Source organism: Citromicrobium bathyomarinum, assembly GCF_021021475.1.
GTDB classification, from domain to species: domain Bacteria; phylum Pseudomonadota; class Alphaproteobacteria; order Sphingomonadales; family Sphingomonadaceae; genus Alteriqipengyuania; species Alteriqipengyuania bathyomarina.
Window position 1 is genome coordinate 586,907 of the sequence record NZ_JAINWL010000002.1, and the last position, 14,381, is coordinate 601,287.

Consider the following 14,381-nt stretch of genomic DNA (forward strand, 5'->3'; position numbering starts at 1 on the left):
CGTTCCCCCGCAGCGCTGCGCGGTCGCCAAAACCGTGCCGATCGGTTAGCCATCGGCAAAACACGATTGGGAGAGCCAGCGCCGTGAGCGAATTCATCGACCCGCCGCAGACCGCGAAGACCAACTGCACCGCAGCGCAGTACGAGGCGGATTACGCCCGCTCGCTGTCCGACCCGGACGGGTTCTGGCTTGAGCAGGCGCAGCGGCTCGACTGGATCGATGCCCCCACCAAAGGCGGCGAATGGTCGTTTGACCCGGTCGATATCAAGTGGTTCGCCGACGGCGCGCTCAACCTGTGTCACAATGCAGTCGACCGGCATCTGGCCGACAAGGCGGACAAGACTGCGCTCATCTTCGAGCCCGACGAGCCCGACGGCGAAATCCGCACACTGACCTACGCCGATCTTCATCGTGAGGTCGTGCGCATGGCCAATGCGCTCAAGGCGATGGGCGTGACCAAGGGCGCGCGGGTCACGCTTTACATGCCGATGGTGGTCGAAGGCGTGGTCGCGATGCTCGCCTGCGCGCGGTTGGGCGCGATCCATTCGGTCGTGTTCGGCGGATTCTCGCCCGAGGCGCTGGCCGGCCGCATCATCGATTGCGACAGCCAGTTCGTGATCACCGCCGATGAAGGCCTGCGCGGGAGCAAGCCGATCCCCCTCAAGGCCAATGTCGATGCCGCTGTCGACGAACACGATACTCCGGTGAAGGGCGTGCTGGTGATCGCCCATACCGGGGCGGACATCGCGATGAAGCAGGGCCGCGACCACTGGTACGCCGACCTTGCCAGTGAAGACGACTGCCCGTGCGAGCCGATGAATGCGGAAGACCCGCTGTTCATCCTCTATACCTCGGGCTCGACCGGCAAGCCTAAGGGTGTGCTGCACACCACCGGCGGCTACGGCGTGTGGACCGCGACAACCTTCCACTATGCGTTCGATCACAGGCCGGATGACATCTTCTGGTGTTCCGCCGACATCGGTTGGATCACCGGGCACAGCTACGTCACCTACGGACCGCTGCTGAACGGCGCGACACAGGTGATCTTCGAAGGCGTGCCCAACTATCCCGACCACGGGCGGTTCTGGCAGGTGATCGAAAAGCACAGGGTTTCGATCTTTTACACCGCGCCGACCGCAATCCGCGCGCTGATGCGCGAGGGCGACCGCTTCGTCACCGCGCACGACCGCTCGAGCCTGCGCCTGCTTGGTTCGGTGGGCGAGCCGATCAATCCCGAAGCATGGCGCTGGTATCGCGACGTGCCGGGCGAGGGCCGGGTGCCGGTGGTCGATACCTGGTGGCAGACCGAGACGGGCGGTATCATGCTGACCACGCTGCCCGCCGCCCACGCGATGAAACCGGGCAGTGCCGGCCTGCCGTTCTTCGGCGTGCAGCCGCAACTGGTCGACAATGAAGGCGGCGTGCTGGAAGGCGTTGCGGAGGGCAATCTGTGCCTTGCCGCGAGCTGGCCGGGGCAGGCGCGCACCGTCTACGGCGATCACGACCGCTTCGTGCAGACCTATTTCAGCACCTACAAGGGCAAGTACTTTACAGGCGATGGGTGCCAACGCGATGCGCACGGCTACTACCGCATCACCGGGCGGGTCGACGATGTGATCAACGTCTCCGGCCACCGGATGGGCACCGCCGAAGTCGAGAGCGCGCTGGTGCTCCACCCGCATGTGGCGGAAGCCGCGGTGGTCGGCTTCCCGCACGACATCAAGGGGCAGGGCATCTATTGCTATGTCACGCTCAACGCGGGCGATGACGGTTCGGACGCGCTTGCGGAGGAACTGCGCCAGCAGGTCCGCAAGGAAATCGGCCCGGTGGCCACGCCTGACCGGATCCATTTCACCGATGCTTTGCCAAAGACCCGTTCGGGCAAGATCATGCGCCGTATCCTGCGCAAGATCGCCGAGAACGATTATGGTTCTCTGGGCGATACATCGACGCTCGCAGACCCGTCGCTGGTCGATCGGCTGATCGAGGGGCGCGTCTCCGGATGAGGTGAAGATTTCGCGCGGCGGAACAATTGACGCAGGCTCTTGGTTGGGTGACTATCGACGGCATACGGCCAGTAGAGAAGCCGGAACAGCCGAACAGGAAGGCCGGGAACTCAATTGAGCTTCGACGAAATGCTTGGATATGATGGGGGCAAGTCGGGCGAGACCCGGGAAGCCTACCAGGCATTTCGCAAATGGCTCGATTCCCAACCTGACAACCGGGTCCTGCGAAAGTCCGAGCAGGCGGAGAATTTCTTCCGCAAGATCGGTATCACCTTCAACGTCTATGGCGAAGAGGCGGCGGATGAGCGCCTGATCCCGTTCGACGTCGTGCCGCGCGTGCTGTCGGGCAACGAATGGCGCAAGCTCTCCAAGGGGATCGAGCAGCGCGTTCGTGCGATCAATGCATTCCTGTACGATATCTATCACCGGCAGGAGATCCTGCGCGCAGGACGTGTGCCCGAAAGCCTGATCGCCAATAATGCCGCGTTCCTGCCCAAGATGATGGGCTTCGATCCGCCCGGCGGCATCTACACCCACATCATCGGCACCGACATCGTGCGCACCGGGCCCGACGAATTCTACGTGCTGGAAGACAATGCGCGGACCCCCTCGGGCGTGTCCTACATGCTCGAAAACCGCGAGATCATGCTCCAGATGTTTCCGGAGCTGTTCGCGGATATCCCGATCCGCGAGGTGAGCGATTACCCTAGCTGGCTGCGCCGCTCGCTGTCGTCATGCGCGCCTGCCGCCTGCCTCGACAAGCCGACCGTGGCCGTGCTGACGCCGGGAACATTCAACTCCGCCTATTTCGAACACAGCTTCCTCGCCGATCAGATGGGTGCGGAACTGATCGAGGGGTCCGACCTCAGGGTGATCGACGGGCGGGTCGCGATGCGCACCACGCAAGGCTACAAGCCGGTCGACGTGATCTACCGCCGGATCGACGACGAGTATCTCGATCCGCTCAACTTCAATCCGCAATCGATGCTCGGCGTGCCGGGGATCTTCGATGTGTATCGCGCGGGCGGTGTGACCATCGCCAATGCGCCGGGCACGGGGATCGCCGACGACAAGGCGCTGTACAGCTACATGCCCGAGATCGTGAAATTCTACACCGGCGAAGAACCGCTGTTGAAGAACGTGCCCACCTGGCGCTGTTCGGAGCCCGACCAGCTGGCCGAAGTGCTCGACAAGCTGGACGAGCTGGTGGTGAAAGAGGTCCATGGATCGGGCGGCTACGGCATGCTGATCGGCCCGACCGCCAGCAAGCAGGAAATCGCCGACTTCCGCGCAAAGCTGAAGGAACAGCCCGAAGGCTACATCGCACAGCCCACGCTGGCGCTGTCGACCGTGCCGATCTTTACCGAGCAGGGCCTTGCCCCGCGCCACGTCGATTTCCGCCCCTTCGTGCTGATGGCGCCCAATTCGATTGACATCGTGCCCGGCGGGCTGACCCGCGTGGCGATGAACGAAGGATCGCTGGTCGTGAATTCGAGCCAGGGCGGTGGGACCAAGGATACATGGGTGCTCGATGACTGATCGCGCGACGACCCTTTCGATGGAGGCGCGCGATGCTGGGTAAGACCGCATCAGGCCTGTTCTGGATGTTCCGCTATCTCGAGCGGGCGGAGGCGACCGCGCGTCTGCTCGACGCAGGTTTCCGGATCGCGCTGACGCGTGCAGGTTCGTCGCGTTCGGAATGGCAGTCCGTGCTGACCACGGTCGGCCAGCTGGATGCTTTCAAGGCCCGACATGGCGAGCCAAACTCGTCCAAGGTGATCGAATTCCTGCTCAGCGACCGCGACAATCCCTCCAGCATCATCTCGATGGTCAAATCCGCGCGCGACAATGCGCGCGGCGTCCGGATCGGGCTGACCAGCGAGGTGTGGGAAGCGACCAACGAAAGCTGGATGACGCTCGACAAGCTGCTGCGCGGGACCATCCCCGAAGCGGACCTGCCCGACACGCTGACCACGATCCGCCAGCAGAACGCGCTGGTGCGCGGCGCGACCACCGGCACGATGCTGCGCAACGACGGATTCAATTTCGTGCGGCTGGGCACCTTCATCGAACGCGCCGACAACACCGCGCGCATCCTCGATGTGAAGTACTACCTGCTGCTGCCCTCGATCAGCCAGGTCGGCTCGACGCTCGACATCAAACAGTGGGAGACGATCCTGCGCTCTGTCTCGGCGCTGCGCAGTTATCAGTGGCTCCACGGCGCGACGGTCAATCCGCGCGACATCGCCCAGTTCCTGATCCTGCATGAACAGATGCCGCGCAGCCTCGCGTTCTGCTATAACAAGATATGCGACAATCTGGGCTACCTCGCGAAGAACTACGACAACCGCACGGAGTCCTGCGAATTGGCCGACCGCATTCACCTCGACTATCTGGGCCGTTCGATGGACTCCATCTTCGACGACGGCCTGCACGAGTTCATCGAGAGCTTCCTCGACGCGAACAACCGGCTCGCGAGCCAGATTTCCACCGACTATTCGTTCGGACCGGGCGCATGAGGCTGCGGGTCGATCACGAAACGCGTTACACCTATGACGCGCCCGTCTCCTACGGGCTGCAGCAGGTCCGCATGCGGCCGAAAGACAGCCGCGGCCAGAAGGTGCTGGACTGGACCATCACGGTCGAGGGCGGGGCGACCGAGCTGTGCTATGACGATCACAACGGCAACCGGGTCGACCTGATCGGGATCGAGCCGGGCCGCACCGAAACCTCCATCCGTTGCGTCGGCCTGGTCGAAAACACCGAGGGTGACGGCGTTCTGGGCAAGCACCAGGGCTTCCTGCCGCTGTGGCACTTCAAGCGCTCTTCCCCGCTGACGCAGGCGGGCGAGGGTGTGCGCAAGCTGGTGGCCGGTCTAGGCGATTGCGACATTGCGCAGGTTTCCACCGGGCACGCATTGTCCGCCGCGATTCTCGATACGGTCGGCTATGAAGGCGGCAACACCCATTCGGGCACCACGGCGGAAGAAGCGATCACGGGCGGCACCGGCGTGTGTCAGGACCACGCGCATATCTTCTGTTCGGCCGCCCGGTTGATGGGCCTGCCTGCACGCTACGTCTCGGGCTACCTGATGATGAACGACCGGGTCGAACAGGATGCCAGCCACGCCTGGGCGGAAGCCTACTTCGAAGGCTTGGGCTGGGTTGGTTTCGATGTGTCCAACGGCTATTCCCCCGACGAGCGCTATATCCGCGTTGCCACCGGGATAGACTTTCGCGAGGCCGCGCCGATCAACGGCATGAGGATGGGGGGAAGTGACGAAGGCGTGCTTGTCACCCTGAAGGTCGAGCAATAGTCCTTTCCCCACAACTACGACGAGTGCCGAACTAGATGACCTATTGCGTGGGCATGCGGCTGGACCGCGGCCTGATCTTCATGTCCGATACGCGGACCAATGCAGGCGTCGACGACGTCTCGCAGGTGCGCAAGATGCGCCACTGGGAAAACCCGGGAGAGCGGATCATCACGCTGCTTTCGGCGGGCAATCTCGCGACCACGCAGGCGGTCGTCAGCCTGCTGGACGAGCGGACCAAGGCGCCGTCTGAACGCGACCCGTCGATCCTGTCGGCCCCGTCCATGTTCCAGATCGCGACCATCGTGGGCAATACCCTGCGCGAGGTGATTGCGTCGCTGCGGCACGAGGGGCCCGAGGCGAGCGCTTCGTTCCGCGCGAGCCTGATCCTAGGCGGCCAGATCGCGGGCAGCGAACCGCGCCTGTTCCTGATCTACCCGGAAGGCAACTTCATCGAGGCGGGCGATGACTCGCCCTTCTTCCAGACCGGCGAGACCAAGTATGGTCGCCCGATCATCGTGCGCACCTTCGACCCTGCGATGACCTTCGAGGATGCGACCCGGCTGCTGATGGTCAGCTTCGATTCGACCATCCGCTCCAACCTGGCAGTCGATCTCCCACTGGACCTGGCGACTTACGAACGCGATGCGTGCAAGCTTGCCCACCAGCAGCGGATCGAAGTGAACGATCCCTATTTCCGTCGCATCTCCGAGCAATGGAGCCTGTCGCTCCGCGAGGCGGTCAACCGCCTGCCGCCGTTCGAATTCGAAACCGGCGCGGCGAGCGAGGACTGAGGCGGCGCAACCATCGATCCGACAAGAGGACCAATGCAATGGACATGACGCAGCTCGACGAAAACGTGTGGGTCGCGGGGCAGATCGACCCGGCAGACTTGCCCGCGCTGGCCGATCGTGGCTTCCGCTCGATCATCGGCAACCGCCCCGATGGCGAGGAACCCGGCCAGCCAAGCTGGTCCGTGATTGCTGCGGCCGCGCAGGATGCTGGGATCGAGGCACGGCATATCCCCATCGCCGGGCCGGACGATATCGCCGCGCGCAAAGACGATTTCGCGCAGGCACTGGCCGAGATGCCGGGCCCGGTACTGGCCTTCTGCCGCTCCGGCGCGCGCTCGGGCCGCCTCTACGAAGCGGCGCAAGGCTAAGCGACAGGTCCTAAGCCTGCGCACCGCGCAGGCCCGCGGCGGTCAGTACATTTGCAGATGTTCAAGGCCTGCGTCCGGCAGGGTTACCTGCAGCATGGGCCAGTCGCCTGATCCGTCTACCGCAGGCTGCGCGAAGGCTGCGGGGAAGTTCTGCATATGAGGGCCGCCAGCCCCGGTCGGACGATCGAACTGCGCCAGCGCGCGGACCGCATCATTGTACGCGTGTCCGCTCCAGCCATCGTCGAAGCGATATTCGTACGCAGCCTCCTGCGATACGACCGCGGCGGAGCCCGACCCATCGGGGGCGTAGCCCAGTTCGGTCGCGCTCAGGCTGTCCGGTGAGACGCCGACCAGCCTGAAGATGGTCGCAAAGGCGTAGTTCTCGCCCGAAGCACCATCGCGGTCGTACTGGATCAGCGTGTCCTCGCCCTCAGCGACCAGTTGCAGGTGCCCGGTGGCGAAGGGATTGGAACCGGCCGGCAAGTTCTGCGATGCCGAGTTCAGGAAGCCTGTGAGCGAGAGCCGGTCTTCTCCCGCGGTGAAATCGGTCACCACGACCTCGCTACCGAGGCTGTAGGCAATCGTGTTGAGCAGCGACTGGACCGTGATGGCGTCGCTTCCGGCCCCCAGGGTCACGCTCTGCGAGCCCCCGAATATGCTGATATTGACGGAATCATCGCCTTCGCCAGCATCGATCAAGCCCAACCGGACCCCGCCGACATAAATCTGGTCGGCGCCCGTCCCACCGACCACCGTGACATCATCAATGTAGCGCACGGAATTGAAAAAGATCCGGTCTTCGCCCTGGCCGCCATCGAGAAGGAGGACGCTGGAGGCCTGAGTCAGGCGTGAGACGAACAGGGTGTCATTGCCCCGCTGGCCGAACAGCCGGTCGTTCCCACCGCCGATGTCGTCGAGAATATCGTCCGATATATCCGGCCCAGCGTCGTTGAAATTATTGCCGTAGAGCGTGTCGTTGCCCAACCCACCGTTGAGCTGGTCCGCACCTTCGCCGCCTTCGATAAGGTCGTCGTCCGCTCGGCCCCAGATCGTATCGTCTCCGGCAAGACCGCTGAGAGTATCGGCTCCATTGCTGCCGCTCAGGATTTCACGCGCGGACGTACCGGTAAACGTCTCCCCGACCGGGGCGTCGCCATTTATTGGGTAACCCAGCTCGCGCGCAGTCATTGTGGCGGCGGTTCTGCCGGTGAAGCTCACCACGGACTGCGGACTATAGGCGCTCTGGGATGCACCGTCCCGGTCGATCTGGAGCGTCGCGGTGCCGTTCACATCGACCAGTTGCAGGTGCCCGCTCGCGAAGGGGTTGGTCGCCGGATCCCAGCCGATCAGGTACTCGGGGAGATATTCCTCAAGAGCCAGGCGATCCTCACTGGCAGTCATATCCGTGATGATAATCGTTGCGTCGGGTGAGGCGACCGGGTCTCGGCGCTCCAGCCAGATGATATCATTCCCCGTCCCGAGAGTGATCGTCTGCACCCCCCCACTCGGATTGATCACGACGAAGTCGTCTCCCGACCCAGCGTCAACCGTGCTTTGCGAGACGGCGTTGACAATGATCTCGTCATCGCCGGATCCGCCGAGGATGGTGACGGTATCAACATAGCGGGTGCTGGAAAAAACGATCGAATCGTTTCCGGCTCCGCCATCGAGTAACAAGACATTGGCCGTCTGGCTGGAGCGACTGACACCGATATAATCGTTTCCGTCCTGGCCGTAGAGGCGGTCATTTCCGCCCCCATCGTCGAAAAGGACGTCGTTACCGCCATCGTCGAAACCGGCGGCGTCTCCGTAGAGGATGTCATCGCCCGCTCCGCCGTAGAGCGTGTCGTTTCCTGCACCCCCTTCGAGGAAGTCGTCTCCGCTACCGCCATATATGAAGTCCCCCCCTCCGAGTGCGCGGATCAGGTCGCCCGCTTCGGTCCCGTACAAGGACTCGAATTCAGAGGTTCCGGTAATCTCGTTGAGATTGGTGACATACAGCGTGACGGCGAAGGAACTGGCAAGCACGCCGTCGCTGGCGGTCACTATGATCTCGTAAGTGTTGTCGCCGTTCCCATCAGCCGGGGCCTCGAAATCGGCGGCCTGGCGGAAACTGACCGCGCCGGTCCGGGCGTCGATCGAGAATGCCTCCGCATCCTCGCCGCTCAGCGAAAAGAACAGCGTGTTGTTGTCCGGATCGCTCGCCGTAACGGTATATGCCAGCACCGATCCTTCGAGGAGCGTCACGGCATCGCTGCTGGTGATCGTCGGCGCGCGATTGCCGCTGAGCGAGACATAGGTGAAGTCGCCGCCGAAGCCGACGATATCCGCCTGGCCGTCTCCATTCACATCGGCCAGCGTGCGGTAGAACCGGTCGTTCGAAAACCAGCCGCCGCCCGCATCGCTTGCGCCGAAGGACCGCAGCGCGAGGGTGGGATCCGCAAAGGTTCCGTCGCCATTGCCGAGCGCGACGTAAGCGCCGAGCCCGCCAAAGCCGACGATGTCGGCATACCCGTCGCCGTTCATGTCGGCGAGGCGGCGCGGATAGGTATCGCTGCTGGTCCAGCCGCCGCCTTCGGGTGCGAAGCCGAAGCTGGCGAGGCCGAGAATGGTCGGGCCGAAGCCACCACTCTCCTGCGCCAGCGCAACGAACACGCCATTTGCACCGAAGCCGACGATGTCCGCCCGGCCATCTCCGTTCACGTCCGCCATTTCGCGCGGATAGCGCTCGGAAGAGGCCCAGCCGCCAGCAACATCGCTTGCACCGAAGCCATTATAGGCGAGCGTCGCCTGCGCGAAGGTGGCGTCTTCGCGGGCGAGTGAGACGTAAACTCCTGCCGATCCGAAGCCGACGAGATCTGCCCGTCCGTCGCCATTCACATCGGCCGCGGTGCGCGGATAGATGCCTTCGTTGGTCCAGCCGCCTGCCTCGATCGCGGCGCCGAACCCGTTATAGGCGAGCGCAACGTCGCCGAAGCGGACCGGCTGCTCAGCCGTCGGCGCGAGGCCGAGTGCGACATAGACGCCCGCCGATCCGAAGCCGAGCAGGTCAGCGCGGCCATCTCCGTTCACATCTGCAAGCATTCGCGGATAGACGGAGTTGTTAGCCCACCCACCGGCCTCGGCGCTGGCCCCGAAGCTGTTGTAGGCGAGCAATGTCTCGCCGAACCCGCCGGCCGGATCGGCCAGCGCGACGAAGACGCCAGCAGCGCCGAAGCCGACGATGTCCGCGCGGCCATCGCCGTTCACGTCGGCCATGCGGCGCGGAAAGGTGGTGTCGTCGGTCCAGCCGCCGGCGACGGGGCTGTAACCGAATCCGCGATAGGCAGACACAGGCGGGGCGAGGCTCACCTCGCCGCTTCGGGCGAATTCGGCATCCCGCACTTCGTTACGCGCAAGCATCCGCGCATGTCCGCGATAGGTCATCCCAGAACCCCTCGCCTCGCCTCCGGAGCGCAGGATGAAGCTTCTTACAGCCAACCGCGTTCACGATCCGATAACGGTTTAACGCCTGCCGGATCATGAGAACAGGATTTTTGGCAAGTCCGGGGAGGGTGTTCCCCCGGTCGGCGTCAGGCCGCGAAGGCCGCGCGGCGCTTTGCCGCGACTGCCGCAACCTTCGGGTCGCGCAGGTGCGGGCCCTCTGCAATCGCCTGGCGATAGCTGGCGATGACATTGTCGAGGATCGCCGACCAGTGATAGCGCTCGCTGAACGCGATCCCCGCATCGGCGAGGGTTTTCCGGTAGGCGGGGGCGTCCGTCAGCCGCTCGATCGCATCGGCATAGGCGCGGGCATCGCGCGGGGGCACGATCAGTCCGTTCTTGCCATCCTCGATCAACGCCCGAGCTGCCGGAGCATCCGCGCTGACCACCGCCAGGCCGGACGCCATTGCTTCCAGATTGACGTTGCCGAACGCTTCGGTGATGCTCGGATTGACGAGGATGTCCGCGCTGCCGACCGCGCGTGCCAGTTCCTCACCCTCGACATGGCCGGTGAACACGGCCTCGCCGATCCGCCCGGCGAGATCGTCGCCCGCAGGCCCGGCGCCGACGATCAGCGGGCGGACCTTGCGTCCACGCTCGCGAAGGGTCTTCACAACCTCTTCGAACACGTCGATGCCCTTTTCCTTCACCAGCCGCCCGAAGAACAGCAGCACCGCCTCGTCATCCGCATAGCCCTTGGCCCGGCGCCATTCTGGGTCGCGGCGTGAGGGATTCCACAGCTTGTGGTCGACGCCGCGGCTCCAGGTATGCACATGATCGCCAAGCTGCGTCGTCTGGCGCAGTTCCTCGACAAGGTAGGGGTTGGGGGCGAGCACGATGTCGCACCGGCCATAGAAGCGGTCGAGATAACGCTCCGCATAGCCCCGGAAGATGTCGAGCCCGTAATAGGTGAAGTAGGTCTGGAACAGTGTGTGCAGGCTGGCCACCACCGGCACTTCGATCTCGGCGGCGAAAGTCTGCATCTGGCGGCCGAGCCGGTCGGGCGCGGACAGGTGGACCACGTTGGGCGCGAAGGCGCGGATGTCTTCGCGCACGGCGGCAGGCAGGCCCAGTGCCAGGCGGTATTCCTTGCGCGTCGGGATCGCGAAGGAGGGGACCGAGACAAGATCGCCCGCAGGCGCGAAGGCAGGCTCCGCAATGGTCGGCGAATAGACCCGCACCTGCGCGCCATGCTCCAGCAGGTAGCGCACCAGCCGGTTGAGCGCCTTGTTCGCGCCATCGCGAACCATGTTGTAATTTCCCGAGAACAGCGCGACCCGCAGACCGGCGGCCTTGCCACCCGTCCGGTCTGAATCGAAGACCGCGGTCTTCGCGCTAGGCTCGGTCTGTGCGATCGGTTGTTCCCTCGTCCCGCAATCTTCCTGGCGGACCCTACGCGCCCTGAAAAGGCCGCGCGGCGGTGCGCCTGTTTGGCTGCGCGGTTAGCACGGGGTGATGCGCGTGACGATAGTGATTGCGTCGGGCGTAGCCGAGCGCTCTTCGGACAGCGCAAATCCGCGGATCGGCGCCAGATCCTGCGGATGATAGCTGTCGGCACTGGCTACGTGGCGCTTGGATGCACGCGGCGCACGCAGCAGGCGGTCGGTGGTGCGCAGGCCCTCTATCCGGTCGGTGATCTCGACGCTGCCGTCGCGATGCGTGATCTTGCGGTTCAGGACCGGCTCCGATTGCCCGCCGCGCTTGAAGATCAGCACACGCTTGAGGATCGGGATCAGGCGCTTGCCGAGCACGAATGCGAGACAGCGCAGCACGATATGCTGGAACGGGTTGGACAGCTTCTCGCGGTGGGAGAACATCCGCCCCGCAACCGCGATACCGCCATCGACCGGCTCGATCGACCAGTCCGCGCTCCACCAGTGCGACACATATTGCGTCTCATCGCGCCCCACGATCCAGCCGAAATCGCTCGCCTCGCCGGAGGGGCCGCTGATGGTGAGGATGCCGCCCTTGCGCGGCGAGACGATCAGGCCGTCGGCCAGATAGTGGCCCGATCCGTCGAACATGCGCGGCGCGGGCGCGGCGGCATCGAAAGCCAGCGCCGCCCGGCCTTCCAGCAGGGCGAGCGCGCGCATCACCGAGTGGCCGATATAGTGGCAGATATAGCGGTCGTCGGTCGCGGCGTAGGTGTGATCCTCCCTGTCGGCGCTGGCGAACGCCCACTGCGCGACCCGCGCCGCGTCCGCACGCTCAGGCTCTGTGCCCTCGATTGCGGAACGGATGATGCCGTAGGGCACGAGGTAATCGGTGTTGCGGCTGTTGTGCTGGCCGACCCCGTTGGGCGCGGCAGCGGGGAACGCGGCCATGAAGCCGAGCGCGCGGGCGATGGCGTCGCGGTAGTCCGCATCGCCGGTCGCATCGTAAAGGTCCCACAGGCAATCGATGGTGACCGCGAGATAGCCCAGGTCCGGCCCGTCATATTCCCAGAACCAGCCTTCCGCGTGCTGCAAATCCAGCGTGCGGGCCTTTACCTGCGCGAAGGCTGCAGGATCGGCATCCTGCGGCAGCAGCTTGTCGATCCATGCAAGCGCGGCGAGCCCGGCGACCTGCTGGTTGCCCGCCTGCGCTTCGAACCGGGTGCGCAGCTGGCGCGCGGCGATCCGCAGACCGTCACGCAGGTCTTCCACGGCGACCACGCCCTGATCCGCCAGCTTGGCAACCGCGAGCGTGGCGAAGGCGAGCGGGGGGTAGCCCTGCTCCCACGGGTAATATTCCTCGAACGCATAATGCTTTTGCGCGCGCGCGTTCCAGAACCGGGCGCTGGCGGCGGCGATGGCCTCCAGCGCCTCTCGCTGGTCGTGCCACTGCGGCAGGCGCGCGGCCTCGTGCAGCGCGTAGCCGGCCTGCTGGAGGATGATCGAGGGGAAGTCGCGGATCTTGTAGTGCCACCAGTTGCGGTCTGCACAGCCGAACAGCGGGGAAGTGGGGTCGCGGCACACCTGCGTCAGGATGCGCGGCATCCAGCGCTGCGCCACGCGAAGCAGTGGGGCATGCAGATCGGGCGCGCTCATTCCTCGTCCACGATCATGCGGAAATCGGCCAGCCCCTTGCGCTTGGTCGGCTTGCTCGCCTTCTTCCAGCTGAGCCGCAGCTTGTTGAACACCGGGCCGATCACGCTCTCGGGGATCTGCCGCAGCACGAAGCGGGCAGGGGCGGTGCTGCCGACCACGAACAGGGTGGAAATGACCAGTTCGGCAATCTTGCGCGATGGCGGGATTGTCGCTGGCTCCATGCCGTAATCGGGCGCAGCCAGCCCGATCTTGCGTCGCCACTGGTTACGGATGAAGCCGCCACGTTTCTTGAAGTCGATCATGTGGCCGTGCATTTCGGTCGCCTTGAGATCGTCCTCGCGCTCCAGCACCAGCGCGCCTGCGGCGATCATCTCCTCGACCAGCGCCTCCATCTTATCACTGCGCGTGACGACCACCGAGTGCCCGCCGCCCTGCGCCTCGAACGCGGGGCTCCACGCATCGCCGACCGACAGGTCGCAGAACTCGTTGGCGAAATCCATGCTCTGCAGGCTGGCGCGGGTGACGAAGAAGGGGATCAGGAAGTTGTAATAGACCTTCTTGGATCGCAGTACCTTGCCGCTCTGCGTCTTGATCTCGAGATAGCCCGGCCACTCGCCCGCGCGCCATTCCAAGCTGGTGACGGGATCGTCCTTCGCCACGCCATGTGCGCGTACGAAGCTGTCGATCGCGGCGGGGTAGAGCGCGGTGCCGGTATAGGGGCCGAGGACGTAGTCGATCTGCTGCGCCTGCTTGTGCCCCGAATGCTGCAGCCGCCGCAGTGCCGCCGCCTGTTCGGGGACCAGCGTGATCGCATAGCGCTTGCCCGGCTCCAGCCGTGAGAGGATGTCGAGCATCGCGACCGGGATGTAGACCGATTGCGCCGCGTCGAGGATCTCCTCCGCCGTGGTCGCAATCACCGGGCTCGCTTCGAGCGGGGCGGGCACGCCCTGCCGCGCGACGATTGCCGCGTCGATCCGGCCCGACTGCAGCAGGTGGAGCAGCACCGCCGTGGTCACGCCGCCAGATGCACCGCGTGCGCGCACCGACGGGTCGCCCGCATAGCCGGTTCGGGTCGCGACGATGTGCCCGACCAGCCAGGAGTCCGGCATCCGGCCGTAATGGTCTAGGTAGAGCTGCGGGTAGTCGATGCCCTTGCCCGGGCATGCGTCCCACGCGAGTTCGGGCAGCGCGGTGCCGGGCGCGAAGGCAGGCTTGGGCCCGGTCGCGGTGCGCTCCATCGCCGAGCGCCCGCTGGCATCCAGCGCCACGCAGGCTCCGCAGCCGACGCAGATGGCGCGCCGCACGACCTTGTCGCGCAGGCGCTGGGCGACCTCGGCGATCGGTGGCGTCGGGCTTTGTGATGGCGCTGGGAGAGAAATCGTGACTAC

10 protein-coding genes are annotated in these 14,381 nt (G+C 64.8%); 6 read left to right on the plus strand and 4 right to left on the minus strand.

Annotated features, from left to right (window positions below; all coding sequences use genetic code 11):
- Positions 1 to 83 precede the first annotated feature (83 nt).
- The 6 genes from acs (at position 84) to K7H93_RS10770 (ending at position 6,481) form a co-directional block, all read left to right on the plus strand.
- Positions 84 to 2,006 (plus strand): acetate--CoA ligase, encoded by a 1,923-nt coding sequence (acs, locus tag K7H93_RS10745; protein WP_230783598.1) that lies wholly within the window; start codon positions 84 to 86, stop codon positions 2,004 to 2,006.
- A gap of 129 nt (positions 2,007 to 2,135) precedes the next feature.
- Positions 2,136 to 3,545 (plus strand): circularly permuted type 2 ATP-grasp protein, encoded by a 1,410-nt coding sequence (locus K7H93_RS10750; RefSeq protein ID WP_420840384.1) that lies wholly within the window; start codon positions 2,136 to 2,138, stop codon positions 3,543 to 3,545.
- 32 nt (positions 3,546 to 3,577) lie between these two features.
- On the plus strand, positions 3,578 to 4,525 hold the full coding sequence (locus K7H93_RS10755) for an alpha-E domain-containing protein (protein WP_010235037.1): 948 nt from the start codon (positions 3,578 to 3,580) through the stop codon (positions 4,523 to 4,525).
- Complete coding sequence (locus tag K7H93_RS10760) at positions 4,522 to 5,322, plus strand: transglutaminase family protein (protein WP_230783600.1); 801 nt, start codon at positions 4,522 to 4,524, stop codon at positions 5,320 to 5,322. The genes K7H93_RS10755 and K7H93_RS10760 overlap by 4 nt, the downstream gene beginning before the upstream one ends.
- Before the next feature lie 35 nt (positions 5,323 to 5,357).
- Entirely contained in the window at positions 5,358 to 6,113 is a 756-nt protein-coding gene (locus K7H93_RS10765) for a proteasome-type protease (protein WP_230783601.1), read from the plus strand.
- Between the two features lie 38 nt (positions 6,114 to 6,151).
- Positions 6,152 to 6,481: a protein tyrosine phosphatase family protein gene (locus K7H93_RS10770; RefSeq protein WP_230783602.1), complete on the plus strand. Its 330-nt coding sequence runs from the start codon at positions 6,152 to 6,154 to the stop codon at positions 6,479 to 6,481.
- A 42-nt stretch (positions 6,482 to 6,523) separates the two neighbouring features.
- On the opposite strand, the gene K7H93_RS10775 is transcribed toward K7H93_RS10770, so the two are convergent.
- The 4 genes from K7H93_RS10775 to K7H93_RS10790 form a co-directional block, all read right to left on the minus strand.
- Positions 6,524 to 9,907, minus strand: coding sequence for an FG-GAP-like repeat-containing protein (locus K7H93_RS10775; protein ID WP_230783603.1), 3,384 nt, complete (start codon positions 9,905 to 9,907; stop codon positions 6,524 to 6,526).
- A 146-nt stretch (positions 9,908 to 10,053) separates the two neighbouring features.
- Entirely contained in the window at positions 10,054 to 11,214 is a 1,161-nt protein-coding gene (locus tag K7H93_RS10780) for a glycosyltransferase family 4 protein (RefSeq protein ID WP_230783604.1), read from the minus strand.
- A gap of 192 nt (positions 11,215 to 11,406) precedes the next feature.
- Positions 11,407 to 12,993 (minus strand): hypothetical protein, encoded by a 1,587-nt coding sequence (locus K7H93_RS10785; RefSeq protein WP_230783605.1) that lies wholly within the window; start codon positions 12,991 to 12,993, stop codon positions 11,407 to 11,409.
- Positions 12,990 to 14,297 (minus strand): Coenzyme F420 hydrogenase/dehydrogenase, beta subunit C-terminal domain, encoded by a 1,308-nt coding sequence (locus K7H93_RS10790; RefSeq protein ID WP_230783606.1) that lies wholly within the window; start codon positions 14,295 to 14,297, stop codon positions 12,990 to 12,992. Before K7H93_RS10790 ends, K7H93_RS10785 begins: the two co-directional genes overlap by 4 nt.
- Positions 14,298 to 14,381 lie beyond the last annotated feature (84 nt).